The sequence below is a fragment of the Mesorhizobium sp. M0088 genome (genome assembly GCF_040322895.1).
Lineage (GTDB): Bacteria > Pseudomonadota > Alphaproteobacteria > Rhizobiales > Rhizobiaceae > Mesorhizobium.
On the sequence record NZ_JAMYUI010000001.1, the window covers coordinates 188,242 to 213,626 of the forward strand.

Consider the following 25,385-nt stretch of genomic DNA (forward strand, 5'->3'; position numbering starts at 1 on the left):
CGTCACCTCGCCAGGCCAACCGCCAGGTAGGTGAGCGCCGAAATCAAAGCGGTGGCCGGCAAGGTGACGATCCAGGCAATGACGATGTTGCCGGCAATGCCCCAGCGCACGGCCGAGACGCGGCGGGCGGCGCCGACGCCGATGATGGCGCCAGTGATGGTGTGCGTGGTCGACACGGGAATGCCGAGCCAGGTCGCGGCAAACAGGGTGATCGCCCCGCCGGTCTCGGCGCAAAAACCCTGCATCGGGTTCAGCCGCGTGATCTTCGAGCCCATGGTGTGGACGATGCGCCAGCCGCCGAACAGGGTGCCGAGCGCCAGTGCCGCCTGACAGGTGAGGACAACCCAGAGCGGTACATGGAAAGTCGCGCCGAGCATGCCTTGCGAATAGAGCAGCACGGCAATGATGCCCATGGTCTTCTGCGCGTCATTGCCACCGTGCCCGAGCGAATAGAGCGAGGCGGAAAAGAACTGCATGACGCGGAAGGTACTGTCGACCGCAAAGGGCGTCTGGCGCACGAAGAGCCACGAGACGACGAAAATCAGGATGAGCGCCAGGATAAAGCCGGTCGCTGGCGACAGGACGATTGCCGCAACCGTCTTGCCAAGCCCTGTCCAGACGATGGCGCCCACGCCTGCCTTTGCCACACCGGCACCTACCAGGCCGCCGATCAACGCATGCGAGCTGCTCGACGGGATGCCGGCGATCCAGGTGACGATGTTCCAGACTATGGCGCCGACGAGCGCCGAGAAGATGACCGCCGGGGTGACGATGCTGACATCGACGATACCCTTGCCCACTGTCTCGGCGACGTGGAGGCCGAAGAACATGAAGGCGATGAAGTTGAAGAAAGCCGCCCACAATACCGCGTATTGCGGCCTTAGCACGCGGGTGGAGACGATGGTGGCAATGGAGTTGGCGGCATCGTGCAAGCCGTTGAGAAAGTCGAAGAACAGCGCGACGCCGACGAGGCCGACCAGCACGGGAAAGGCAATGGTGGCTTCCATCACCTAGACATTCTCAATGACGATGCCGCTGATCTCGTTGGCGACGTCCTCGAAGCGGTCGACCACTTTTTCCAGTTGGCCATAAATCTCGCTGCCGATCATGTACGCCATCGGATCGCTGCTGCCGTGCTTCCTGAAGAGATCCTTCAGCCCTTGCTCGTGCAGGTCGTCGGCCCGGCTTTCGACGCGCATCACCTCTTCGGCGATGGCGTTGAGGCGCACCGTGTGCGTCGCGACCTTGTTGAGCAGCGGGATCGCCTCGGCCACCAGCTTGGCGGCGGCGACGATGACGCCACCCATTTCCTGCATCAGCGGATCGAATTCCTTGCGCTCGAACAGCTTCACCGTCTTGACCGTCTTGTGCATCATGTCGATGGCATCATCCATCGACTGGATCAGGTCCTTGATGTCGCCGCGATCGAAAGGCGTGATGAAGGAGCGCCGCACCGCCAGCAGGACTTCCGCGGTGATGTGGTCGGCCTCATCTTCGAGATCGACGATTTTCTGGCACCAGAGGTCGATATCCCTGCCCTGGAGAAGCTGCTCCAGCGCCTCGGCGCCGCCGACCACGGTGCGCGAATGTCGTTCGAACAGGTCGAAGAAGCGATCTTCGCGCGGCAAAAGCTTGCGGAACCAGCCCAGCATGGTCGATCTCCCAGTTTCATCCACATAGCGCCGCATCGCGCCGCGGGAAACAGGTAGCCGGCTTAAAGGTGTGGATGCAGGGCAATTGTGCATCGCGCTTGCGGTGAGGCGCGATTTCCCCGACCTTGCAGCGAACCACCGGAAAGATCGCATGATCGACAAGCTGGAATTCTTCATCGCGCTCGCCAGGGAGGAGCATTTCGGCCGGGCGGCGGAGGTATGCGGCGTCACCCAGCCGACGCTCTCGGCCGGCATCAAGCAGTTGGAGGGCCAGCTTGGCGTCATGCTGGTCCTGCGCGGCTCACGCTTCCAGGGGCTGACGCCGGAGGGAAAACAGGTGCTGGTGTGGGCACGCCGCATCGTCGGCGACACCAGGACCATGCGCGAGGAAATGCGCGCGGCGCGCCACGGACTTTCGGGCCGTATCCGCATCGCCGCCATTCCGACGGCGCTCGCCATGCTGCCGCGGCTGACAACGCCGTTTCGCGAAAAGCATCCAGGCGTCACCTTTTCGGTGCTGTCGCGGACCTCGATCGAGGTGCTGTCGCTGCTCGGCAATTTCGACATCGATGCCGGCATCACCTATCTCGACAACGAGCCGCTGGGGCGGGTGACCAGCGTGCCGCTCTATGACGAGCGCTACCAACTGATCACCGCGATGGGAAATCCCTATTCCGACCGCGACAAAGTGACATGGGCAGAGCTCTCAAGCCTGCCGCTGTGCCTGTTGACGCCAGACATGCAGAACCGCCGCATCATCGATCAGCATCTGGCCGAAGCCGGCGTGCAGGTGCGACCGACGCTGGAATCCAATTCGATGATCGTGCTGTTTTCGCACATCCGCACCGGCAAATGGTCGTCGATCATGCCGCTCAACCTTGCGGAAACATTCGGCTTTTCCGAGCCGATCCGGGCCATTCCGATTGTCGAGCCGGATGCCAGCCACACGGTCGGCCTGGTGGCGACACCGCGCGAACCGCACACACCTTTGGTCTCGGCGCTGCTGGACGAGGCAATGGCGCTGGCGGACGATTTCCACGCAAACCGTTCCGCTAGACAGAGTTAGTCAAACGGAACGATAGAAAATTTCTATCGTACAACGAAACCGCTTTATTGATTTCAGAGGTTTTCTCTGGTTTCTTAAGCACTTAGCGATAAAGCGGCACGAGCATGTCGTTGTTCCAAAACAGCTTGATGCTTCTGGCCGATATGTATGGGTCGCTACGATAGGGAGGGCGCTGCATGACAATGCAGCCTGCAAGTACCGAGATCACGTCGCGCACGGTCGCGATCGTCCAGGAGATGAAGGGCCTCGAAGGCCCGTTGCTGCCGATCCTCCACGGCATCCAGGAAGAGTTCGGCCATGTGCCCAAGGATGCGCTGCCGGTCATCGCCGAGGCGCTGAACATTTCCAGGGCCGAGGTGCACGGCGTCGTCAGCTTCTATCACGATTACCGAAGCCACCCGGCAGGCCGGCATGTGCTGAAGCTCTGCCAGGCGGAATCCTGCCAGTCGATGGGTTCGGACGCCATCGCCGCCAAGCTGAAGCAATTGCTGGGCATCGGCTTCCATGAGACGACCCGCGACGGTTCGGTGACGCTGGAGCCGGTCTATTGTCTCGGCCTTTGCGCCTGTTCGCCCGCCGCAATGCTGGATGGCGAGGTGATCGGGCGGCTCAATGACGAGAAGCTCGACGAGATCGTTGCAGAGGTGCGCTCATGATCCCGCGCATCTACATTCCCGGCGATTCCGGTGCGCTGGCGCTTGGCGCCGAAAAGGTCGCCAAGGCGATCGCCGGCGAACTCGCCGAGCGCGGCATCGACGCCAAGATCGTGCGCAACGGGTCGCGCGGCGCCTATTTCCTCGAACCAATGGTCGAAGTTGCGACAGCGAACGGCCGCGTCGCCTATGGGCCGGTAAAGCCGTCCGACGTCAAAAGCCTGTTCGACGGCGGCTTTCTCACCGGCGGCCATCACAAGCGCTGGCTGGGCTCACCGGACAAGATCCCCTTCTTCGCCAAGCAGACGCGGCTGACCTTCGCGCGCTGCGGCGTCACGGATCCGCTTTCGCTCGAATCCTACAAGAAGCATGGCGGGTTGAACGGACTGACGAACGCGCTGGCGCTGACGCCTGCCGACATCGTCGCCCAGGTTACCGAATCGGGCCTGCGCGGGCGCGGCGGCGCCGGCTTCCCGACCGGCATCAAGTGGAAAACGGTGCTCGATACCGCAGGCGACCGCAAATACATCGTCTGCAACGCCGACGAAGGCGATTCAGGCACCTTCGCCGACCGCATGATCATGGAGGGCGATCCGTTCGTGCTGATCGAAGGCATGACGATCGCCGGTATAGCCACGGGCGCGACCAAGGGCTTTGTCTATGTCCGCTCGGAATATCCGCATGCGGTGGCGGTGATGAACAAGGCCGTCGAGGTCGCCCGCAAGGCCGGCGTTCTTGGCGCCAGCGTGCTGGGTTCGCCCTACGCTTTCGACATGGAGATCCGGGTCGGCGCCGGAGCTTATGTCTGCGGCGAGGAGACGGCGCTGCTCGATTCACTTGAAGGCAAGCGCGGCATGGTGCGCGCAAAGCCGCCGCTGCCGGCGCATAAGGGGCTGTTCGGCAAGCCGACGGTGATCAACAATGTCATCTCGCTGGCCTCGGTGCCTGTCATCATGGACAAGGGTGCGGCCTACTACAAGGATTTCGGCATGGGCCGCTCGCGCGGCACGATCCCGATCCAGATCGCCGGCAACGTCAAATATGCCGGCCTGTTCGAAGCCGCTTTCGGCATGACGCTGGGCGAGATCGTCGACGAGATCGGCGGCGGCACGGCCACGGGGCGACCGGTCAAGGCGGTGCAGGTCGGCGGGCCGCTCGGCGCCTACTTCCCGCGCGCGCTGTTCGACACGCCGTTCGATTATGAAGCCTTCGCGGCAAAGGACGGGCTGATCGGCCATGCCGGCATCGTGGTGTTCGACGACACCGCCGATATGCTGAAACAGGCGCGCTTTGCCATGGAGTTCTGCGCCATCGAAAGCTGCGGCAAGTGCACGCCCTGCCGCATCGGCTCGACGCGCGGTGTCGAGACCATCGACAGAATAGTCGCGGGCATCGAGCCGGAGAAGAACCTCGCTCTGGTCACCGACCTCTGCAACACGATGAAGTTCGGTTCGCTCTGCGCGCTGGGCGGCTTCACGCCCTATCCCGTGATGAGCTCGATTACCCATTTCCCCGACGACTTCAAGCCAGCGCCCGTGCGCGTGGCTGCCGAATAGGAGCTGGCAGATGAACATCAAGGCCGACTTCCCCTCCCTCGTCGAAGAGATCGACTACGGAACCCCGCAATCGAAGGCGCAGAAGCAGGTCACGCTGAACGTCGACGGTCGCAGCATCACCGTGCCGGAAGGCACCTCGATCATGCGTGCCGCGATGGAAGGCGGGGTCGAGATCCCGAAGCTTTGCGCCACCGACATGCTGGACTCCTTCGGTTCGTGCCGTGTCTGCCTTGTCGAGATCGAAGGACGCGGCGGCACGCCGGCATCGTGCACGACGCCCGTCGGCGAAGGCATGATCGTGCGCACGCAGACCGAGCGGCTCGATGCCATTCGCCGCGGCGTCATGGAGCTCTACGTCTCCGATCATCCGACCGGCTGGAACGAACAGGCCGGAACCGGCGCGAGCGAGTTCGATGCGGTGGCGAAGTCGATCGGCCTGACCGAGAACCGCTACGGCATCGAAGGCCGCAACCACGTCAAGCCGGAAGGTGGCGTGGCGCCCGGCCATGGCTCGCTGGCGGTCGACTACATCGCCCGCGATGAATCCAACCCCTATTTCACCTATGATGCCTCGCAATGCATCGTCTGCTCGCGCTGCGTGCGGGCCTGCGAAGAGGTGCAGGGCACCTTCGCGCTGACCATCGAGGGACGAGGCTTCGAATCCCGGGTTTCGGCGGGGATGCACGAGGCGTTCATCGATTCGGAATGCGTGTCCTGCGGCGCCTGCGTGCAGGCCTGTCCGACCGATGCGCTGCGCGAGAAGACGGTGCTTGCCAAGGGCCTGCCGGAGCGCTCGGCTGTTACCACCTGCGCCTATTGCGGCGTCGGCTGCTCGTTCAAGGCCGAGGTGAAGGGTGACGAAGTCGTTCGCATGATGCCCTATAAGGAGGGGAAGGCGAACCACGGCCATTCCTGCGTCAAGGGCCGTTTCGCCTATGGCTACGCCACCCACAAGGACCGCATCCTGTCGCCGATGATCCGCGAAAAGGTCACCGACCCGTGGCGCGAAGTGAGCTGGGAAGAGGCGATCGCCCATACAGCGAAAGAATTCCGCCGCATCCAGTACCAGTACGGACGCACCGCGATCGGTGGCATCACCTCGTCGCGCTGCACCAACGAGGAAACCTATCTCGTCCAGAAGATGGTGCGGCAGGGTTTCCGCAACAACAATGTCGACACCTGCGCACGCGTCTGCCATTCGCCGACGGGCTACGGGCTCGGCCAGACCTATGGCACCTCGGCCGGCACGCAGGATTTCGATTCCGTCGACTTCACCGACGTCGCCGTCATCATCGGCGCCAATCCGGCTTCCGCTCACCCGGTGTTCGCCTCGCGGCTGAAGAAGCGGCTGCGCCAGGGCGCCAAGCTGATCGTGCTCGATCCGCGCCGCACCGAGATGGTCAAGTCGGCCCATATCGAAGCGGATTATCACCTGCCGCTGAAGCCCGGCACCAATGTGGCCGTGCTGACGGCGCTGGCGCATGTGATCGTCACCGAGGGCCTGTTCGACGAAGCCTTCATCCGCGAACGCTGCGACTGGACGGAGTTCCAGGATTGGGCATCGTTCGTAGCCTTGCCGGAAAACAGCCCCGAAACCGTCGGCAAATTGTCCGGCGTCGATCCAGAGCTGATCCGGGGCGCTGCGCGGCTCTACGCCACCGGCGGCAACGGCGCGATCTATTACGGCCTCGGCGTGACGGAACACAGCCAGGGCTCGACCACTGTGATGGCAATCGCCAATCTCGCCATGGCCACCGGCAATATCGGCCGGCCCGGCGTCGGCGTGAACCCACTGCGCGGCCAGAACAACGTGCAGGGCTCCTGCGACATGGGCTCCTTCCCGCACGAACTGCCGGGCTATCGCCACATCTCCGGCGAAGCCGTGCGCGATATCTATGAGACCTTGTGGGGCGTGAAGCTGGACGACGAACCCGGCCTGCGCATCCCCAACATGCTCGACGCCGCCGTCGACGGCAGCTTCAAGGGCATCTACATCCAGGGCGAGGACATTCTGCAGTCCGATCCCGACACCAAGCATGTCGCCGCCGGCCTTGCCGCGATGGAATGCGTCGTCGTGCATGACCTGTTCCTCAACGAGACGGCGAACTACGCGCATGTCTTCCTGCCGGGCTCGACCTTCCTCGAGAAGGACGGCACCTTCACCAACGCCGAGCGCCGCATCAACATGGTGCGCAAGGTTCTTGAGCCGAAGGCGCGCTACGCCGATTGGGAGGCGACGCAGGAGCTTGCCCGCGCGATCGGGCTGGACTGGAACTATCAGCATCCCTCCGAGATCATGGACGAGATCGCGATGACCACGCCGAGCTTCGCCGGCGTCTCCTTCGAGTTGCTCGACCGTGTCGGATCCGTGCAATGGCCCTGCAACGAGAAGGCGCCGCTCGGCACCCCGATCATGCATATTGACGGGTTCGTGCGCGGCAAGGGCAAGTTCATCCGGACCGAATATGTGGCGACGGACGAAAGGACGGGACCGCGCTTCCCGCTGCTGCTCACCACCGGCCGCATCCTGTCACAGTACAATGTCGGCGCGCAGACCAGGCGCACCGACAACAGCATGTGGCACTCGGAGGACCGGCTGGAGATCCATCCGCACGATGCCGAGAACCGCGGTTTGCGCGACGGCGACTGGGTCCGGCTGACCAGCCGATCGGGCGAGACGACGCTGCGCGCGCTGATCACCGACCGGGTGTCGCCCGGCGTGGTCTACACGACGTTCCATCATCCGGACACGCAGGCCAACGTCATCACCACCGACTTCTCCGACTGGGCGACCAATTGTCCGGAATACAAGGTGACGGCGGTGCAGGTCGGCGCCTCCAACGGACCGTCGGAATGGCAGCGCGACTATGACGAGCAAGCCAAGCAGAGCCGGCGCATCGCGTCTTTGCAGGCGGCGGAGTAGTCTTGAGCGCGCGCCGCAAAGCCACGACGCAGGTATCGCGGCTGGCGCACCGCGCGGTTGGGACGACGGCTGCCAACCGGATGGTGCCGGAAGAGACGCCGGTGGCGTTCTCCTTTGCCGGCACCACGCATGCGGTGATGATGGCAAGCCCGGCGGATTTCGAGGATTTCGCGCTCGGCTTCTCGCTGACCGAAGGCATCATCGCCTTGCCCGAAGAGATCGAAGCCATCGAGGTCGAGGACCATGGCGCCGGCATCGACATTCAGATCCGGCTGAAGGACCGAGCCAACACACGTTTCGAAGCGCGGCGGCGAAGGCTCGCCGGCCCGGTCGGCTGCGGGCTTTGCGGCATCGAATCGATCGAGGAAGCGATGCGCTCGGTCGATGCGGTTGGTACCTCAAGCCTTACGCTTGATGCCGACGACATCGCCCGTTCGGTCAAGCTTTTGTCCAAAGTGCAGCCGCTGCACACCGAGACCGGAGCGGTACACGCCGCCGGTTTCTATATGCCTGGCAAGGGCATCGTCATGGCGCGCGAAGATGTCGGCCGTCACAATGCGCTCGACAAGCTGGCCGGTGCGCTGGCCAAGGCCGACATCGATGGCGCATCCGGTGCCGTTGTGGTGACATCCAGGGTGTCGGTCGAAATGGTGCAGAAGACGGCTTCTATCGGCTCGGCCTTCATCATCGCCGTCTCGGCGCCGACCGCCCTTGCCATCCGCACGGCGCAAGAGGCTGGCATGACGCTGGTGGCGCTGGTTCGCGGCGACGATTTTGATATTTTCACCCACCCCGACCGGGTGGTTTGCGGAGTTGCCAAGCATGTCGCATGACGAAGAACACATTATGAGCACCGCCGAGAAGCTGGTGCGCATGGCAAACCAGATCGCCGATTTCTTCCATTCCAAGCCGCGCGAGGAAGGCATTGCCGGCGTCGCCGAGCACATCAACAAGTTCTGGGAGCCGAGGATGCGGCGGCAGTTCTTCGAAATGCTGGACGACGGCACCGGGAACTTCAACGAGTTGGTGGTGGCCGCCTCCGCCAGGATCAGGCGGCCGATCACGCCGGCTGCGGCCGACCTCAAACTCGGACTCGAGCCCTCCCCTGCCGACGTCGCCGCCTCGCAGGAATAATCGCCAAGCCGCGCCGGCTTACATTCGTCATCGCTAAAGTTTAAGCTGCCGCATCCGCGCTGTTCTGCTATGGTTTGACGACCAGAAATCGTCAGGCCGGGGTGGAAATCTCGTGAGGCCGATCGAGACGCGATACGCCCGTAGCGGCGATATGAGGATCGCCTATCAGGTGGTCGGGCAGGGATCGCTCGATCTGGTCTTCGTGCCGGGCTTCATTTCCAACCTCGACCTGCACTGGGAAGACGAGGGCTATGCCAGGCTCTTGAAGCGGCTTTCGGCATTCTCGCGGCTGATCCTGTTCGACAAGCGCGGCACGGGTCTGTCCGACCGCGTCGACGCGCATAACCTGCCCAGTCTCGAAACGCGGATGGACGATGTGCGCGCGGTTATGGACGCCGCCGGCAGCGGCCGTGCAGCCCTGCTCGGCTCCTCCGAAGGCGCGCCTATGGCGATGCTGTTCGCCGCCACCTATCCGGAGCGGACGCGGGCGCTGGCGCTCTATGGCGGCTATGCGCATTTCCACAAATGGGTGATGTCGCCCGAACGCCTCGACGCTTTCATCGAGATGGCGGAGACAGCCTGGGGCACCGGCGCCACTCTGCCCCATTTCGCGCCGAGCCGGGTCGACGACGCGCATTTCACCCAGTGGTGGGCACGTTTCGAACGATTGTCGGCGAGCCCGACGGCGGCGGCGGCGCTGGCGCGCATGAACGCCGACGTCGACATCCGCCACATCCTGAGCGTGATCAGCGCGCCGACGCTTGTGATCCATCGCCGCAACGATGCGCGGGTCGACCCCGATGCCAGCCGCTTCCTTGCACAGAAGATCCCCGGCGCCCGGCTGGTCGAGATTCCCGGACGCGACCATCCGATCTGGACCGGCGATGTCGACGGGGTGGCCGACCTGATCGAGGAATTCCTGACCGGCGAGCGCGCCGTGGGCGAAGTGGACCGCGTGCTGGCGGCACTTTTGGTGACACGCATCTACGACACGGCGCGGCTCGGCGACCGCATGTGGAGCGAACGCAGCCTGCGCCTCCAGGAAACCTGGCGGCTGCTGGTCGGGCGCCACGGCGGGCGTTCTGCGGGCCTGCATGGCGAGTTGATGATTTCGCGCTTCGACGGCCCGGCACGCGCCATACGCTGCGCGGCAGCGCTGCGCGAGGCGGCGCAGGAAATCGGCGTGGCAAGCGCGCAAGGGGCGCATGTCGGCGAGATCGAAGTGCGCGGTCCGCCCGTTGGGATGACGGCGCGGGTGGCGATGCAGTTGGCCGCCCATGCCGGCCGCGGCGACATTATCGCGTCGCGTCTGATCGCCGATCTGGCGGCTGGGTCGGGCCTGCATTTCACCGACGCCGGGCGCATCAGCGTCGACGAGTTGGAGGAGCCGCTGGCGCTGGTCCATGCGACGTCCGAACAGCATCTGGAACCCGCCTGCCGGCCCAAACCCAGGGTTGCCGAGCCGGCCGCATTGACGGCGCGCGAAAGCGAGGTGGTGAGCCTCGTCGCCGACGGCAAGAGCAATGCCGCGATCGCCGCCGAATTGAGGCTGAGCGAACACACGGTCAAGCGCCATGTCGCCAACATACTGCTCAAGCTGGACCTGCCGTCGCGGGCGGCGGCGGCGGCGTTTTCGGCCAGGCACCCTGGCCCGCACGGGCCATGAGAGCCATGGCGCTTTCGGGCGAAGCGGCCATGGGCGGGTCAGCGCTATCAATTCTCTCCATGGCGGATGTCGTCGGGAAAGGTGCTGCGAACGGAGGAGGAAATGCTGACGTCGAACCAAACACTCAAATCGCTTGCGATAGCGGCAGGGCGCCAGCGATGAGGAGATCAAGGAGGCGGTGGCGATGTCCGCGATCGTGCGCCACTGGCCGACGATGCTCAACGGCAGCCAGGTCGATCTGACGACCTTCAAGGAGCAGGCCGACGACGTGTTCGCGGCCGTCAAGGCGAAGTCGCAGTAACAACCACTGCCTGGCGACAAGCGCCCGGCAGCACTTCGACCATCAACCGCCCGGAAGACGGGCCAATGGAGGATGACATGCTGACCAAGACCCAAACAGTGGATGGTGCGGCGATCAAGAAGGCCATCGAAACCCGTGACGGCAAGATGCTGTCGAGCTTCTATGCCGACGACGCGCTGGTGCGGGTGATCGACCGCAACAACCCGCCGAGCAAGCCGCGCGAGATCCGCGGACGCGCCGCGATCACCACATTCTGGGACGACATCTGCAGCCGCGCGATGACCCACAAGGTCGATACCACCATCGCCGACGGCGACAGCCTCGCCTTCACCCAGGCCTGCGCCTATCCGGACGGCACGAAGGTGTTCTGCGCGGCGATGCTGGAGCTGAAGGACGGGCGGATCGCAAGTCAGACCGTCGTGCAGGCCTGGGACGAGTAGACCAACAGCCGGTGGATCAACCGCGGCCTGGGCCGCAAACCTGGAGGAGAAGACGATGTTCAGCGCCAGATGGCAGATCGACGCCAAGTTCGGACACAAGCAGACCGTGCTCGACCTGTTGAAGAAATGGGAACGCGAAATCGGCTCGCAGGTCGGCATCGACGAGCTGGAATTCCAGATCATGACCGGTTCGATCGGCGCGCGGGAGGCGACGGTAGAGTCCCATCATCAGGTCGAAAGCCTGGCCCAGCTGGAGGCGTTCTTCGCCAAGATCGGCAAGATCGACGCCCATGCCAAATGGGGCAAGGAGATCGAGCCCTATGTCGTGTCGGGCACCAGCCTGTGGAATATTTATCGCATTGTGGAGTAGTGATTCTTCTCCTCGTTTCACGGGGAGAAGATGCCGGCAGGCAGATGAGGGGCGGAGCCGGCTTTGCCAGGGACGTGCTGCCCCTCATCCGGCCCTTCGGGCCACTTTCTCCCCGTAAAACGGGGAGAAGGGAAGGCGCTAGCTGTGAGCCACCATCACATGGCGCACGGCGGTGTAGTCTTCCAGCGCGTAGAGCGACATGTCCTTGCCGTAACCGGACTGTTTCAGCCCGCCATGCGGCATCTCGTTGGTCAGCATGAAGTGGGTGTTGATCCAGGTGCAGCCATATTGCAGGCGGGCGGCCGTCGCCATGGCGCGCGAGACATCCTTGGTCCATACCGATGACGCCAGGCCGTAGTCGCTGTCATTGGCCCAGTTCACCGCCTCGTCGACCTCCGAAAAACGAGTAACCGAGACGACCGGGCCGAACACTTCGCGGCGCACGATCTCGTCTTCCTGCAGCGCGCCGGCAACCACGGTCGGCTGGTAGTAGAAGCCGGAACCCTCGCCCGGCTTGCCGCCGGTGGTGATCTCGATGTGCTTCAGTTCCGAGGCGCGCTCGACGAAACTCGACACGCGGTCGCGCTGGCGGCGGGAGATGAGCGGGCCGATCTCGTTTTCAGTGTCGTCGGGACGGTTGTACTTGATGGTCGAGACGGCCGAGGAGAGATCGGCGACGAGTTTGTCGTAGATCTTCTTGCCGGCGTAGATGCGGCAGGCGGCGGTGCAGTCCTGGCCGGCATTGTAATAGCCGAAGGCACGCAGGCCGCTGACCACGGCGCCAAGATCGGCGTCGTCAAAGACGATGACCGGCGCCTTGCCGCCGAGCTCGAGATGCGTGCGCTTGACCGACTTGGCGGCCGCCTGCAGCACTTTCTTGCCGGTGGCGACGTCGCCGGTGATCGAGATCATGTTGACCTTGGGATGATTGATCAGCGTGTTGCCGACGCTGTCGCCGCGGCCGAGCACGACGTTGACCACGCCCACCGGCAGAATATCGGCGAGGATTTTCGCCAGCTTCAGCGCCGTCAGCGGTGTCTGCTCGGATGGTTTGAAGACGACGGTATTGCCGCCGGCGATCGCCGGCGCCAGCTTCCAGGCCATCATCATCAGCGGGTAGTTCCACGGCGCGATGGAGGCGACGATGCCGATGGCATCGCGGCGGACCATCGAAGTATGGCCGGGAATGTATTCGCCGGCCACGACGCCCGGCATCGAACGGACGGCGCCGGCGAAGAAGCGGTAGCAGTCGACGATCGCCGGGATTTCGTCATTGAGCACAGCGTTGATCGGCTTGCCGCAGTTGAGCGCCTCGAGCGTGGCGAACTCCTTCGCGTCGGCTTCGATGCGGTCGGCGATCTTCAGCAAATAGCCGGAGCGCTGCGCCGGCGTGGTGCGCGACCACAAGACGAACGCCTGTTCGGCGGCGGTGACCGCCGCCTCGATCTGCACCTGGCTGGCCTCGGGCAGGTTGAGGATGGTCGCCCCGGTCTTTGGATTGAGGATCGGCTCCTCGGTCTCGGTGCCCTTCTCGAATTTCGAGCCGATCAGCATCTGGGTGTCCATTGGATTCTCCCTTAACAGGAGCGAGTAGCGAGTAGCTGAAAGCGAGCAGGGTTGACCGTCGATGATCCCTACTCGCTGTTCGCTACTCCCTATTCGCTGTTTTTCATTTCCCACTTCCGGCGATCTGGTCGCCGTCACGGGTGAGGTAATAGGCGGCAAGGATCGGCAGCAGCGTCACCAGCATGACGACCATGGCGACGACATTGGTGACCGGGCGCTGGCGCGGGCGGATCAGCTCTTCCAGCATCCAGATCGGCAGCGTCTGCTGCTGTCCGGCGGTGAAGGTGGTGACGATGACCTCGTCGAAGGACAGCGCGAAGGCCAGCATGCCGCCGGCAAGCAGTGCCGTGGCGATGTTGGGCAGCACGACATGGCGAAAAGTCTGAAAACCGTCGGCGCCGAGATCCATCGACGCCTCGATCATCGATCCGGAGGTGCGGCGAAAGCGGGCGACGGCATTGTTGTAGACGACGACGACGCAGAAGGTGGCGTGGCCGAGCACGATCGTCCAGAACGAGAACGGGATATCGGCGAGCGAAAAGGCCGAGCGCAGCGCGATGCCGGTGATGATGCCGGGCAGGGCGATCGGCAGGATGACCAGCAGCGAGATGGTTTCGCGGCCGAAGAATTTTGTCCGCGACACCGCCGCCGAACAGAGCGTTCCGAGGACCAAAGCAATCGCAGTCGAGATCGAGGCAACCCTGACCGATAGCGACAGCGCCTGCCAGACATCCGGCCGGTTCCAGGTCACGGCGAACCATTGCGTCGTCAGCCCTGGCGGAGGCCAGACGAAGCTCTTCTCCTCGGTGGTGAAGGCGTAGACGAAGATCAGCAGGATCGGCAGATGCAGGAACAGCAGGCCGCAGGCGGCGGCTATCTTCAGGCCGAGCGGAGCCGATTGGGAACCATCAGAGCGCATCGAAGGCCCCCATGCGCTTGGCGCCCCAGAGGTAGCAGCCCATGATGACGATCGGCACCACGGTGAAGGCGGCGGCGAGCGGGATGTTGCCGGCGGTGCCTTGCTGCGAATAGACGGCTTGGCCGATGAACAGCCGCGAGGTGCCGATAATCTGCGGGATGATATAGTCGCCGAGCGTCAGCGAGAAGGTGAAGATCGACCCGGCGACGATGCCCGGCAGGGCCAGCGGGAACAGCACGTTGCGGAAAGTCTGCCCCGGAGAGGCGCCGAGGTCGGACGAGGCCTCGACCAGATTGCCCGGCACGCGCTCGAGCGCCGCCTGTACCGGCAGGATCATGAACGGCAGCCAGACATAGACGAAGACGATGAAGGTGCCGGTGAACGATACCGACAGCGAATTGCCGCCGACGATCGGCAGCGACAGCCAGGCGTCGAGAACCCACAACAAATGCAGCTTGGCGAGGAGCCAGGTGAGGATGCCCTCCTTGGCCAGGATCAGCTTCCAGGCGTAGATCTTGACCAGATAGCTCGACCACAGCGGCAGCATGATGCCGAGATAGAACAAGGCCTTCCAGCGGCCGCGCGCATAACGTGCCGCGTAATAGGCGATGGGGAAAGCGATGACGGCCGAGGCCAGCGTGACCAAGGCCGCCATCGTCACCGTGCGCAGGATGATGTCGAGATTGGCGGCCTGGAACAGGTCGCCATAGGTCTTGAGCGTGAACTCACGGTTGATAAGGCCGGAAAACTCGTCGATGGAGAAAAAGCTCTGCGCCAGGAGCGCAAACAGCGAGCCAATATAGACGATACCCAGCCACAGAACCGGAGGCAGCAGCATGAGCAGCAGCAGGACCTTCGGCTTGCGCCAGAAAAGGTCCGATAGCGCGCCGCGCAAGCCGCCGCTGCCGGGCAGGATGGCGGGCGCTGTTGCACGCATCATGGCGGCGTCGAGGCTCATGCCGGCTCGTCCATCAGATGCAGGTGCTCGCGGTTGAAGGTGAGCACCACCGCCTCGCCTTCCCCAGGCAAGGCCGTGCCGGCGGGCACGATGGCGTGCAGCCGCAGCCCGTCGGCGTCGAGCGCCAGCTTCGTCGTGGCGCCGAGATAGTTGGTCGAGACGAGGCGGGCGGATACGCCTTCGCCACTTGTGCCCGCGCTGGCCGCGCGGCCGACACGAATGGATTCAGGGCGCAGGCTGCCCCAGCGATGCTGGCCGGAATAGCGCTGGACGAAATCCGGCGGCAGCACGTTGGAGGAGCCGACGAAATCGGCGACGAAGCGCGTCTTCGGTCGCTGGTAGATATCTTCCGGCGTGCCGACCTGCATGATTTTGCCATCGTTGAAGACGGCGACGCGGTCGGCCATCGACAGCGCTTCGCCCTGGTCGTGGGTGACGAAGACAAAGGTGATGCCGAGCGCCTTCTGCAGCGACTTCAACTCCTCCTGCATGTTCTCGCGCAATTTGAGGTCGAGCGCGCCGAGCGGCTCGTCGAGCAACAGCACCTTTGGCTGGTTGACCAGCGCACGGGCGAGTGCCACGCGCTGGCGCTGGCCGCCGGAAAGTTGGCCGGGGCGGCGGGCGCCGTAGCCGGGCAGCCGCACCATCGACAGCGCTTCTTCCGCCGCCTTGTGCCGCTGAGCCTTGCCGACACACTTGACCATCAGCCCGTAGGCGACGTTGTCGAGCACGTTCAGATGCGGGAACAGCGCATAGTCCTGGAACACGGTGTTGACGTTGCGGCGATAGGGCGGAACGCCCTCGGCGCGTTCGCCGAAGATCGAGATCGAGCCCGATGTCGGCTGCTCGAAGCCGGCGATGAGGCGCAGGCAGGTGGTCTTGCCGGAACCTGACGGGCCGAGCATGGCGAAGAATTCGCCCGGCACGATGTCGAGATCGACCGCGTCGACGGCGCGCACGCTGCCGAAATGGCGCGAGGCTTTCTGGAAGGAGACGGCGGAGGTCATGGGCTGTCCTGATCTGTCAGGCAAATCAATTCGGGCTGCGGTGCAGCGTTCTTCTAGCGGGCGTTTGCGCTGCCCCTCATCCGCCTGCCGGCACCTTCTCCCCGTACAGTGACGGGGAGAAGGGAAGCACTCCAAGGCCGGTGACCCCCCTCTCCCCGCTTCTTCACGGGGAGAGGGTAAGGTGAGGGGCGGCGCTGCACTCTCAGGCGAAGCGCGGAATCACCTTCCGCCGATGACGCCGATATAGTCCGACACCCAGCGGTAGTACGGCACGCATTGGTCGTTCTGGGTGGCGCATTTCGACACCGGGGTCTTCCAGAACTTGATCTTGTCGAAGTTCTCGTAGCCGTTGGTCTTGCAGCCCTCGTCGGTCAAAAGCTCATTGCCCTTGCAGGCGGCGGGCACCACGGGCAGCGAACCGAACCAGGCCGAGACGTCGCCCTGCACCTTCGGCGACAGCGAATGTTCCATCCACATATAGGCGCAGTTGGGGTTGGCCGAATCGGCTTCCATCATCGTGGTGTCGGCCCAACCGGTCGCGCCCTCCTCCGGAATGGTGGACGCTATCGGCTTCTTGGCGGCGACCAGCGTGTTGACCTGGAAAGGCCACGAGCCGGAAGCGACGACGCCCTCGTTCTGGAAATCGTCGACCTGGATGGCGGCGTCATGCCAGTAGCGGCCGACCAGCGTGCGCTGAACGCGCAGCAGGTCGAGTGCCGCCTTGTACTGGTCCTCGTTCAATTCGTAGGGATCCTTGATGCCGAGTTCCGACTTGTGGAACATCAGATAGTTGGCGGCGTCCGCGACGTGGATCGGCCCGTCATAGGCCTGGACGCGGCCCTTGTTGGACTTGCCGTCCGGCAGCTTCATTTCCTCGAAGACGACATTCCAGCTCTTGGGAGCTTCCTTGAACACGTCGGTGTTGTACATCAGGACGTTCGGACCCCACTGGTAGGGAACGCCGTAATGGGCGCCGCCAACGGTGAACCACGGCGCGTCCTTGAGGCGCTCGTCGACCGTTTTCCAGCTCGGGATGAGATCGGTGTTGATCGGCTGCACGCGCTTGCCGGCAACGAGGCGCAGCGAAGCATCGCCCGAAGCCGTGACGAGATCGAAACCGCCCTCATTCATCAGCGAGACCATCTCGTCGGAGGTGTTGGCGGTCTTGACGTTGACCTTGCAGCCGGTCTCCTTCTCGAAGGAGGTCACCCAGTCATAGCCCTTGTCGGTTTCGCCGCGCTCGATGTAGCCCGGCCAGGCAACGATATTGACCTGGCCCTCGCCCTTGCCAAGTTCCTTGACCTGGGCGACGGCTTGACCGGAGAAGGTCAGCGCGACCGTCAGAGCAGTGCATGACTTCAGGAATGAATTCATTGTCGATCTCCCATTTAGGCGCCTGACCCTGAAAGCCGGTTTCGGTCTTCGCTAGGGGTCACGCGCGGACTGAAAACTGTCAGTTCGTCCGTTGGGCTTGATGCCGCTCTGATGGCGGCTTTGGTCCCTGGACCGAAAGTGCTTTGAAAACTCCGGTTTCGCAAATTCATTTATCAGAAGGGCGATATCGGTTTTTCCGATAGGTGGGCAGTCGATCTCTCAGGGACGCTGGCGGACCGTCCGTTGCGACTGGGCAAGGCCGATGAAATCGCGCGCCGCCTGCGGCAGACCGGAGCCGCGCCGCCAGACCATGCCGACCTGGACCACCGGCAAGGAGCCGGAAATGTCGCGCGATTCGATGCGGTCGCCTTCCAGCGACCAGGGCCGGTAGACGAGGTCGGGCAGCAGCGCCACACCGGCGCCGGTGGCGACCAGACTGCGCACGGCCTCCACGGAACGGGTGCGGAAGGCGACATGCGGCTTGGCGCCGATCGCCGTCAGCAGCTTGCCGGTATTCTCCTCGATCTCGTCGACGGTCAGCATGATCAGCGTTTCGGAGGCAATGTCGCCAATGCCGATGATGTCGGCGCCGACGAGCGGATGACCGAGCGGCAGCCACAGCCGATAGGCCGAGACTTCGAGGATTTCCGACTGCAACGCGGTGCGGTCGCGCAGATTGGAGGTGACCATGACGGCAATGTCGAGCTTGCCGCCGATCAGGAGGTGTTCGAGATAATCGCCATTGTCCTCGATGGCAGAGACCTCGACGCCGGGATAGGCACGGCGGTAGCGGGCGAGCAGATCCGACAGCACATAGCCGGCGACCAGCGAGGTGACGCCGAGCTGCAGCCGGCCGGCCGCCACCGCCTGCTCGCCGGAGAAAGAGCGGCGCGCGTCGGAAACGTCCGCGAGGATTTTCGTCGCGTGGCGCAGGAATTGGTGGCCCTTGTGGGTGATGTTGAGGCCACGCGGATGGCGTTCGAACAATTCGACACCGAGATCGCTTTCGAGTTCCTTGATCGCTTCGGTCACCGACGATTGCGAGATGGAGAGGTTCTGCGCGGCGCCCGAGACCGTGCCTTGCTCGGCGACTGCGATGAAGAACTGCAACTGGCGGATGGTGAAAGCCATGGCCGGACTAAACACGGCGGACGCGATGCTGGGAAGTGGCAACCGGCGAACACTTGACGCCTTCGCCAATCGTAACTAACTAAGTTACATGAAGCGCAACAGCCGACTGTCCTCGACCTTGCACATTCTCGTCCACATGGCCGAGAAGCCCGAACAGGCGCTGACCTCCGAGCAGCTTGCCACCTTCATCCACACCAATCCGGTTGTGGTCCGTCGCACCATCGCAGGCTTGCGCGATGCCGGCATCGTCATCTCGTCGCGCGGGCACGGTGGCGGCTGGCTGCTCGGGCGGGCGCCCGAGAAAATATCCTTGGCCGAGATCAGCGTCGCCCTTGGCGAGACGCTGCTGCCGTTCAGCACCGAGCCGGAAAGCCCCGGCTGCCTCGTCGAGCAGGCGGTGATCGCCGTGCTCGACGATTTTCGCATCGCCGCCGAAAAGCTGCTGGCGGAGAAACTGAGCCGCATCACGCTGGCCGACCTGACCGCCGATTTCCGCCGCCGTTTTGACCTCATTGGAGTCTCCAGCCATGCAGTATGATCTTGCCGTCGTCGGCGGCAGCTTTGCCGGCCTGTCCGCCGCCATCCAGGTGGCGCGCGCAGGACGCAAGGTGCTGGTGATCGACGCCGGCCAGCCGCGCAACCGCTTTGCCGAGCATTCGCACGGCTTCCTCGGACATGACGGGCGCGCGCCCGGCGCAATCCTGGATGACGCAAGGCGGCAGCTGCTGGCCTATCCGACAGCCAGGGTTGTCGACAGGCGTGCGGACAAGGCCGTTGCTGCTGACAGCAGCGATTTCGAAATCGCCACCGACGGCGGCGAGACATTCGGCGCCACACGGCTGGTGCTGGCCACCGGGGTGCGCGATATCCTGCCGGAGGTTGCCGGTCTTGCCGAGCTCTGGGGCAGAAAAGTGCTGCACTGCCCCTATTGCCACGGCTACGAGGTTTCCGGCGGGCCGCTCGGCGTGCTCGCAACCGGCCCGATGTCCCTGCATCAGGCGCAATTGATCGCCGATTGGGGCGATGTCACGCTGTTCGGCAACGGCCTGTTCGAGCCTGACACAGAGCAGATGCGCGCGCTGGAGAGCCGAAAGGTGCGGTTTGAGCCCACCAGCGTTGCCGAGCTGCGGGAAGACGGCTCCGGCGGGTTGATCGTCCACCTCGACGATAGCCGAAAGGCCGGCGTCAGGGCGATGTTCACCGCGCCGCGCAACACCATGGCCAGCCCGCTGGCCGAACAGCTCGGCTGCGGCTTCACCGAAGGTCTTCTCGGTCCGACAATCACCGTCGATGACAGGCAGCAGACGACCGTGCCCGGCGTCTACGCCGCCGGCGACGCGGCACGCTCGATGCACAACATCGCCTTTGCGGTATCGGCTGGCACCTTTGCTGGCGTCTGCGCCCACCAGTCGCTGGTGTTTGGCTAAAACCCGGCTTCCTCGTCGGCGATGCTAAGCCGCGCGCCGGCCTGCGCAAGGGCGGCGGCCAGGTCGTGCGGCGGCGAGCGGTCGGTGGCGAGTTCGGAAAAGCTGTCGAAGCCGCAGACCTGGACCAGACCAAGACGGCCGAATTTCGAGTGATCGGTGATGACCAGGGACCGCTGGCCGCGCGACAGCACCATGCGGGCGAACTCGGCCTCATCCAGATCAAAATCCATGACGCCCATCACCGCGTCGACGCCGCCGGTGGAAATGATGGCGTGGCTGACCGAAAAACGACTGACAAAATCGATTGCCGAGGCGCCGAAAGCAGCGCCGGAATCGCTGCGCAGCTCGCCGCCCGCCATATAGACCTTGTTGCCGTTGATGGTGGCCAGGGTGCGGGCAATATCCGAGGAATTGGTGACGACCGTCAGGCGCCGGTGGCCAAGCAGTTCACGCGCAAGGAACGAGGTCGTCGTGCCGGTGTCGAGCATGATCGATTCGCCGTCGCGTATGGTGGCGGCGACCATGCGGGCAATGACGCGCTTGGCGTCGGCGTTCTCACGCATACGCCGCTCGAACGGCGCTTCGCCGATCATCGACGGCAGGCCGATGGCGCCATGCATCTTGAGGACAGAGCCATCACCAGTCAGTGGCTTGACGTCGCGGCGCACTGTCTCGAGCGACACGCCCAGCCGGTCGGCCAGACTGGCGATGGTGACGGTGCCCTCTTCCTGCAGGAGACGCAGGATCTCGCCGTGTCGTTTGGACTGGGCCATCTGGTTTCCCGAACTGATGCTCCTGACCGATTCTAAGGTAATTCAAGTGCTTTTAAAGGAACTACCTTATGCTTCGGGCAAAATACCCAAAAAAAGTCACACCTTTTTATTGACAAGGGGGCAACCCGGGCGTGAAATCAAAGACATCGACAGGCTTCAGATCTGCGACTGGGGGCAGAGACGCAACTCAGTGGTCAGGCCGTTTGGAACGTGCCTGTACAAGGAATTTTCAGATCCGCGGGGGCGGATGCCGGGCTCAAAAACCTGGCCAAGGGGCTCGTCGGTGCGGTGCGGGATACCGATCCTGGCGTCCCGCACCGACGAGAGTATTTACGTTTCTCCCCGCCGTCGTTGCGCTGTTCACGGCGCCTTGTCGAAGCCCAGCAAACCAGGGATGATTCCGTGACCGCCGAAGATCGCATCCGCGCCCTGCCCTGCTGGACCGGTGGCATCGAGATCGCACCGCTGCCCGGCGGTCTGAGCAACGCGAATTATGTGGTTACGGACGCGGCCGGACGACATGTCGTGCGCTTCGGCAAGGACTATCCGTTCCACCATGTCTTTCGCGAGCGCGAGGTGATGACGGCGCGGGCGGCGCATGCCGCCGGTTTCGCGCCAGCCGTCCGCCACGCCGAGCCGGGCATCCTGGTCACAGAGTTTCTCGGCGCCAAGACCTATCTCGCCGAGGACGTGCGCGCCAATCTCGGCCGCGTCGCGGCTCTGATGCGCGCCTTCCACCGGGAGATGCCCAATCACGTTTCCGGCGCCGGCTTCATGTTCTGGGTGTTCCATGTCATCCGCGACTATGCGCGCACGCTTGAAGAGGGCGGGAGCCGCAAGCGCAGCGACTTGCCGCGCCTTTTGACACTGGCCGATGAACTGGAGCGCGCGCAGAAGCTGCTGCCGATCGTCTTTGGCCACAATGATCTGCTGCCGGCCAACATTCTCGATGACGGCAACAGGCTGTGGCTGATCGACTTCGAATATGCCGGTTTCAACACGGCGATGTTCGACCTCGCAGGCGCCGCCTCCAACGCCGGCATGAGCGACGAGGAATCCTTCGCCTTCCTGACAGCCTACTTCATGAAGGAGCCGGACGATGCGATCCGCCGTTCGCACGCGGCCATGCAATGCGCCTCGCTGCTGCGCGAGGCGATGTGGAGCATGGTCTCCGAGCTCTATCTCGACGCGCCAGGCATCGACTACGTCGCCTACACCGAGGAAAACCTCGTCCGGCTCGACGCGGCACTTGAAAACTACCGGACAAAATACGGGATACAGAAATCATGACATTGCCGAGCCAGGCCGCCATCGTCGTCATCGGCGGCGGCATCATCGGCTGTTCGACGGCCTATCATCTGGCGCGCGACCATAAGGCTGACGTGGTGCTGCTGGAGCAGGGCAAGCTGACCTCGGGTTCGACCTGGCATGCGGCCGGCCTTGTCGGGCAATTGCGCTCGTCGGCGTCTATCACCCGCGTGCTGAAATACTCCGTCGACCTCTACAAGGGACTGGAGGCCGAGACCGGTCTCGCCACCGGCTGGAAGATGACCGGCTGCCTCAGGCTCGCCACCAATGCCGACCGCTGGACGGAGTACAAAAGGCTGGCGACAACAGCAAAAAGCTTCGGCATGGACATGCAATTGCTGTCGCCGGACGAGGTGAAAAGAATGTGGCCGCTGCTGGAGACCGGCGATCTCGTCGGCGCCTCCTGGCTGCCGACCGATGGCCAGGCGAGCCCCTCCGACATCACGCAGTCGCTGGCCAAGGGCGCGCGCATGCATGGCGCCAAACTGTTCGAGGATGTCCGTGTCACCGGCTTCGAAATGAAGGACGGCCGCATCACGGCGGTGAAGACCAGCAAGGGCGACATCGCCTGCGACAAGGTGGTCAACTGTGCGGGCCAATGGGCGCGGCAAGTGGGGGCCATGGCCGGCATCAACGTGCCGCTTCAGCCGGTGAAGCACCAGTACATCATCACCGAGAAGATCGACGGTCTGGCGACCGACGCGCCGACCATCCGCGACCCTGACCGACGCACCTATTTCAAGGAGGAAGTCGGCGGGCTGGTGATGGGCGGCTATGAGCCGAACCCGCAGGCCTGGGCGACTGGTCTCCCCGGCGGCGACGTACCCAATGATTGGGAGTTCAGGCTGTTCGACGACGACTACGACCATTTCGAGCAGCACATGAGCCAAGCGATCGCGCGCGTGCCGGCGCTGGAAACCGTCGGCGTCAAGCAGATGATCAACGGGCCGGAGAGTTTTACGCCGGACGGCAATTTCATTCTCGGCACAGCGCCCGAATGTGCCAACATGTTCGTCGGCGCCGGCTTCAACGCCTTCGGCATTGCCTCGGGCGGCGGCGCCGGCTGGGTGCTGGCCCAATGGGTGGTCGACGGCGAAGCGCCGCTCGACCTTTGGGTGGTCGACATCAGGCGCTTTTCCAACCTGCACCGCGACCGTCAGTGGGTCCGCGACCGCACGCTGGAGGCCTATGGCAAGCACTATACAATCGGCTTCCCGCATGAGGAGTATGCCAGCGGGAGGCCCCGTATCCTCTCGCCGCTCTACGACAGGCTGAAACAGCAAAATGCTGTGTTCGGCTCGAAGCTCGGCTGGGAGCGACCGAACTGGTTCGCGCCCGAAGGCGTCGAGCCGCAGGACATCTATTCGATGGGCCGGCAGAACTGGTTCGCGGCGGTCGGCGACGAACACCGTCATGTGCGCGAAAAGGTTGGCATATTCGATCAATCCTCCTTCGCCAAATACGAGTTGAGCGGGCCCGATGCGCTGAAGGCGCTGGACTGGATCTGCGCCAACGACGTCAGCAAACCGGTCGGCCGGCTGACCTACACGCAGCTTCTCAACACGCGCGGCGGTATCGAGGCTGATCTCACTGTGGCGAGGCTGGCCGAGGAGAAATTCTACATCGTCACCGGCACAGGTTTCCGCACGCATGATTTCTCATGGATCAGCGATCATATCGGCGAAGGGCTCGACGCCAGGCTTGTCGACGTCACCGAGGATTTCGGCACGCTGTCGCTGATGGGTCCTCGGGCGCGCGACGTGCTCTCGGCGGCGACCGGAGCCGACGTGTCGAATGCCGGCTTCCCGTTCGGCCATGTGCATGAGATTGCCATCGCCGGCCACACGGTTCGGGCGCTGCGCGTCACCTATGTCGGCGAACTCGGCTGGGAACTGCATGTGCCGATCGCGGCCACCGGCGAAGTCTTCGACGCGCTGCTGGCGGCAGGCGAGAAGCATGACATCCGCCCGGTCGGCTATCGGGCGCTGGAATCGCTAAGGCTGGAAAAAGGCTATCGCGCCTGGGGCTCCGACATCACCCCCAACGACACGCCGCAGGAAGCCGGGCTCGGTTGGGCGGTCAAGCTGCGCAAGAACACCGATTTCGTTGGACGGCGCGCGCTGGAGAAGACCAGCGGCGCGGCACTGAAGAAACGCTTTGCCGGCTTCACGGTCGACGACCCCGAGATCGTGCTGCTCGGTCGCGAAACCATACTGCGCAATGGCGATCCGGTCGGTTATCTCAGCAGCGGTGGTTATGGCTACACGCTGGGCAAGACCATCGGCTACGGCTATGTGCGCAACGCCGACGGGGTGAGCGACGATTTTCTGGTCTCGGGCGACTATGAACTGGTGGTTGCGATGGAGAGGACACCGGCCAAGATCCATCTCGAGCCGATGTACGACCCGGCAGGCGCCAGGGTCAAAGCGTAGGTCAGGTCACGCGCAGTGCGAGACCGCGGCTGGGCACGGTGTCGGCTTCGCCCGGCATGGAGACGTAAGGGCGCGTTTCCTCGACGCGGGTGACGAGGCCTTGCGCCTCGATCTCGCCGACACGCGTGGCAAAGCCGGCATCCCACAGCGTGTTCTTGACCGTCAGCACGATCAGGCCGCCCGGGCGGCAGATGCGGATTAGCTCGTCCAGCCCCTCGACGCCGACATGGCCCGAGGTGAAGACGCCGGCCGAGATGATCCCGGCATAGGCATCATCGGCAAAGGGCAGATGACCGCCGAGCGCCAGGCAATGGAGCGCGGAATAGACGCCCTTGCGGGCCGCCTGATCCAGCATGCCTTGTGAAATATCGAGTGCCTCGACTTGCGGGTAACCAGCAATATCAAGCCATTCGCCGATGAGCCCGGTGCCGGCCCCGGCATCGAGCAGCGGTGCTGAACCGCGCGGCAGATGGCGGGCCAGCAAGGCAAGGCAGATCGTCGGATGGCGATAGCCGGCGGCCGACATGTCGGCGTCATAGGTTTCCGACCAGCGATCATAGAGTGCGGCCACCTCTTCGGGCCGCTTTGCCGCGTAGGCCGCGCCGAGCGCGCCCTGATGTTTGCTGTCCGCCACTTTTATCCAGTCCGCCAATTTTTGATCTCGCAGTGATGATAGCCAAAGCGCGAAAATTGTGGAACCGTCGCTGCGACAAATAACGGCGTGGGGGC

At 63.8% G+C, this 25,385-nt stretch carries 22 protein-coding genes and 3 pseudogenes; 15 read left to right on the top strand and 10 right to left on the bottom strand.

Annotated features, from left to right (window positions below):
- Positions 1-2: 2 nt before the first annotated feature.
- The gene (locus tag NKJ67_RS00870; RefSeq protein WP_127267014.1) at positions 3-1,007 is read right to left on the bottom strand and encodes an inorganic phosphate transporter; all 1,005 of its coding nucleotides are present in this window, start codon (positions 1,005-1,007) and stop codon (positions 3-5) included.
- Positions 1,008-1,010: 3 nt separating this feature from the next.
- Positions 1,011-1,652, bottom strand: coding sequence for a DUF47 domain-containing protein (locus NKJ67_RS00875; RefSeq protein ID WP_127267007.1), 642 nt, complete (start codon positions 1,650-1,652; stop codon positions 1,011-1,013).
- Positions 1,653-1,803: 151 nt separating this feature from the next.
- Here NKJ67_RS00875 and NKJ67_RS00880 point away from each other — a divergent pair, with 151 nt between their 5' ends.
- The 11 genes and pseudogenes from NKJ67_RS00880 to NKJ67_RS00925 all read left to right on the top strand — a co-directional run bounded on the left by NKJ67_RS00880 (position 1,804) and on the right by NKJ67_RS00925 (position 11,761).
- The gene (locus NKJ67_RS00880) at positions 1,804-2,718 is read left to right on the top strand and encodes a LysR family transcriptional regulator (RefSeq protein ID WP_127267008.1); all 915 of its coding nucleotides are present in this window, start codon (positions 1,804-1,806) and stop codon (positions 2,716-2,718) included.
- Positions 2,719-2,894: 176 nt separating this feature from the next.
- Complete coding sequence (locus NKJ67_RS00885) at positions 2,895-3,374, top strand: formate dehydrogenase subunit gamma (protein ID WP_352580138.1); 480 nt, start codon at positions 2,895-2,897, stop codon at positions 3,372-3,374.
- On the top strand, positions 3,371-4,927 hold the full coding sequence (locus tag NKJ67_RS00890; protein WP_352580139.1) for a formate dehydrogenase beta subunit: 1,557 nt from the start codon (positions 3,371-3,373) through the stop codon (positions 4,925-4,927). The genes NKJ67_RS00885 and NKJ67_RS00890 overlap by 4 nt, the downstream gene beginning before the upstream one ends.
- 10 nt (positions 4,928-4,937) lie before the next feature.
- Positions 4,938-5,301, top strand: a pseudogene (locus NKJ67_RS35105) (2Fe-2S iron-sulfur cluster-binding protein); the annotation flags it as partial.
- 59 nt (positions 5,302-5,360) lie between these two features.
- Positions 5,361-7,850: pseudogene (fdhF, locus tag NKJ67_RS00895) on the top strand (formate dehydrogenase subunit alpha); the annotation flags it as partial.
- Positions 7,851-7,852: 2 nt separating this feature from the next.
- Positions 7,853-8,683, top strand: a complete 831-nt coding sequence (fdhD, locus tag NKJ67_RS00900) for a formate dehydrogenase accessory sulfurtransferase FdhD (RefSeq protein WP_352580140.1) — start codon at positions 7,853-7,855, stop codon at positions 8,681-8,683.
- A complete protein-coding gene (locus tag NKJ67_RS00905) occupies positions 8,673-8,984 on the top strand; it encodes a formate dehydrogenase subunit delta (protein ID WP_023811684.1) in 312 nt (103 codons plus the stop codon). Before fdhD ends, NKJ67_RS00905 begins: the two co-directional genes overlap by 11 nt.
- Before the next feature lie 112 nt (positions 8,985-9,096).
- Complete coding sequence (locus NKJ67_RS00910) at positions 9,097-10,650, top strand: alpha/beta fold hydrolase (protein WP_352580141.1); 1,554 nt, start codon at positions 9,097-9,099, stop codon at positions 10,648-10,650.
- A gap of 148 nt (positions 10,651-10,798) precedes the next feature.
- A pseudogene (locus tag NKJ67_RS00915) lies at positions 10,799-10,951 on the top strand (carboxymuconolactone decarboxylase family protein); the annotation flags it as partial.
- A 77-nt stretch (positions 10,952-11,028) separates the two neighbouring features.
- Positions 11,029-11,391 (top strand): nuclear transport factor 2 family protein, encoded by a 363-nt coding sequence (locus NKJ67_RS00920; RefSeq protein WP_127320608.1) that lies wholly within the window; start codon positions 11,029-11,031, stop codon positions 11,389-11,391.
- A gap of 55 nt (positions 11,392-11,446) precedes the next feature.
- Entirely contained in the window at positions 11,447-11,761 is a 315-nt protein-coding gene (locus NKJ67_RS00925) for a hypothetical protein (RefSeq protein WP_127267881.1), read from the top strand.
- Positions 11,762-11,899: 138 nt separating this feature from the next.
- Here NKJ67_RS00925 and NKJ67_RS00930 read toward each other — a convergent pair whose 3' ends face one another.
- The 6 genes from NKJ67_RS00930 to NKJ67_RS00955 form a co-directional block, all read right to left on the bottom strand.
- A complete protein-coding gene (locus tag NKJ67_RS00930) occupies positions 11,900-13,327 on the bottom strand; it encodes a gamma-aminobutyraldehyde dehydrogenase (RefSeq protein WP_352580142.1) in 1,428 nt (475 codons plus the stop codon).
- 103 nt (positions 13,328-13,430) lie between these two features.
- Entirely contained in the window at positions 13,431-14,246 is an 816-nt protein-coding gene (locus NKJ67_RS00935; protein ID WP_127320604.1) for an ABC transporter permease, read from the bottom strand.
- Positions 14,236-15,186 (bottom strand): ABC transporter permease, encoded by a 951-nt coding sequence (locus NKJ67_RS00940; protein WP_352580329.1) that lies wholly within the window; start codon positions 15,184-15,186, stop codon positions 14,236-14,238. The genes NKJ67_RS00935 and NKJ67_RS00940 overlap by 11 nt, the downstream gene beginning before the upstream one ends.
- Before the next feature lie 14 nt (positions 15,187-15,200).
- Positions 15,201-16,211: an ABC transporter ATP-binding protein gene (locus tag NKJ67_RS00945; protein WP_352580144.1), complete on the bottom strand. Its 1,011-nt coding sequence runs from the start codon at positions 16,209-16,211 to the stop codon at positions 15,201-15,203.
- Positions 16,212-16,430: 219 nt separating this feature from the next.
- Entirely contained in the window at positions 16,431-17,585 is a 1,155-nt protein-coding gene (locus NKJ67_RS00950) for an ABC transporter substrate-binding protein (protein WP_352580145.1), read from the bottom strand.
- Between the two features lie 219 nt (positions 17,586-17,804).
- Positions 17,805-18,716: a LysR family transcriptional regulator gene (locus NKJ67_RS00955; protein ID WP_352580146.1), complete on the bottom strand. Its 912-nt coding sequence runs from the start codon at positions 18,714-18,716 to the stop codon at positions 17,805-17,807.
- Positions 18,717-18,804: 88 nt separating this feature from the next.
- Between NKJ67_RS00955 and NKJ67_RS00960 the strand changes: the two genes are divergently transcribed.
- Positions 18,805-19,254, top strand: a complete 450-nt coding sequence (locus NKJ67_RS00960; protein WP_352580147.1) for an RrF2 family transcriptional regulator — start codon at positions 18,805-18,807, stop codon at positions 19,252-19,254.
- On the top strand, positions 19,244-20,143 hold the full coding sequence (locus NKJ67_RS00965; RefSeq protein WP_352580148.1) for an NAD(P)/FAD-dependent oxidoreductase: 900 nt from the start codon (positions 19,244-19,246) through the stop codon (positions 20,141-20,143). Before NKJ67_RS00960 ends, NKJ67_RS00965 begins: the two co-directional genes overlap by 11 nt.
- Here NKJ67_RS00965 and NKJ67_RS00970 read toward each other — a convergent pair.
- On the bottom strand, positions 20,140-20,916 hold the full coding sequence (locus tag NKJ67_RS00970; protein WP_127290028.1) for a DeoR/GlpR family DNA-binding transcription regulator: 777 nt from the start codon (positions 20,914-20,916) through the stop codon (positions 20,140-20,142). The genes NKJ67_RS00965 and NKJ67_RS00970 overlap by 4 nt on opposite strands.
- Positions 20,917-21,318: 402 nt before the next feature.
- On the opposite strand from NKJ67_RS00970, the gene NKJ67_RS00975 reads away from it, so the two are divergent.
- The gene (locus tag NKJ67_RS00975) at positions 21,319-22,206 is read left to right on the top strand and encodes a phosphotransferase (RefSeq protein WP_352580149.1); all 888 of its coding nucleotides are present in this window, start codon (positions 21,319-21,321) and stop codon (positions 22,204-22,206) included.
- Positions 22,203-24,656 carry a GcvT family protein gene (locus tag NKJ67_RS00980; protein WP_352580150.1) on the top strand — a complete coding sequence of 818 codons (2,454 nt, stop codon included), beginning with the start codon at positions 22,203-22,205 and terminating at the stop codon, positions 24,654-24,656. The genes NKJ67_RS00975 and NKJ67_RS00980 overlap by 4 nt, the downstream gene beginning before the upstream one ends.
- Position 24,657: 1 nt before the next feature.
- On the opposite strand, the gene NKJ67_RS00985 is transcribed toward NKJ67_RS00980, so the two are convergent.
- Positions 24,658-25,290 carry a class I SAM-dependent DNA methyltransferase gene (locus NKJ67_RS00985; RefSeq protein ID WP_352580151.1) on the bottom strand — a complete coding sequence of 211 codons (633 nt, stop codon included), beginning with the start codon at positions 25,288-25,290 and terminating at the stop codon, positions 24,658-24,660.
- Positions 25,291-25,385: the final 95 nt, after the last annotated feature.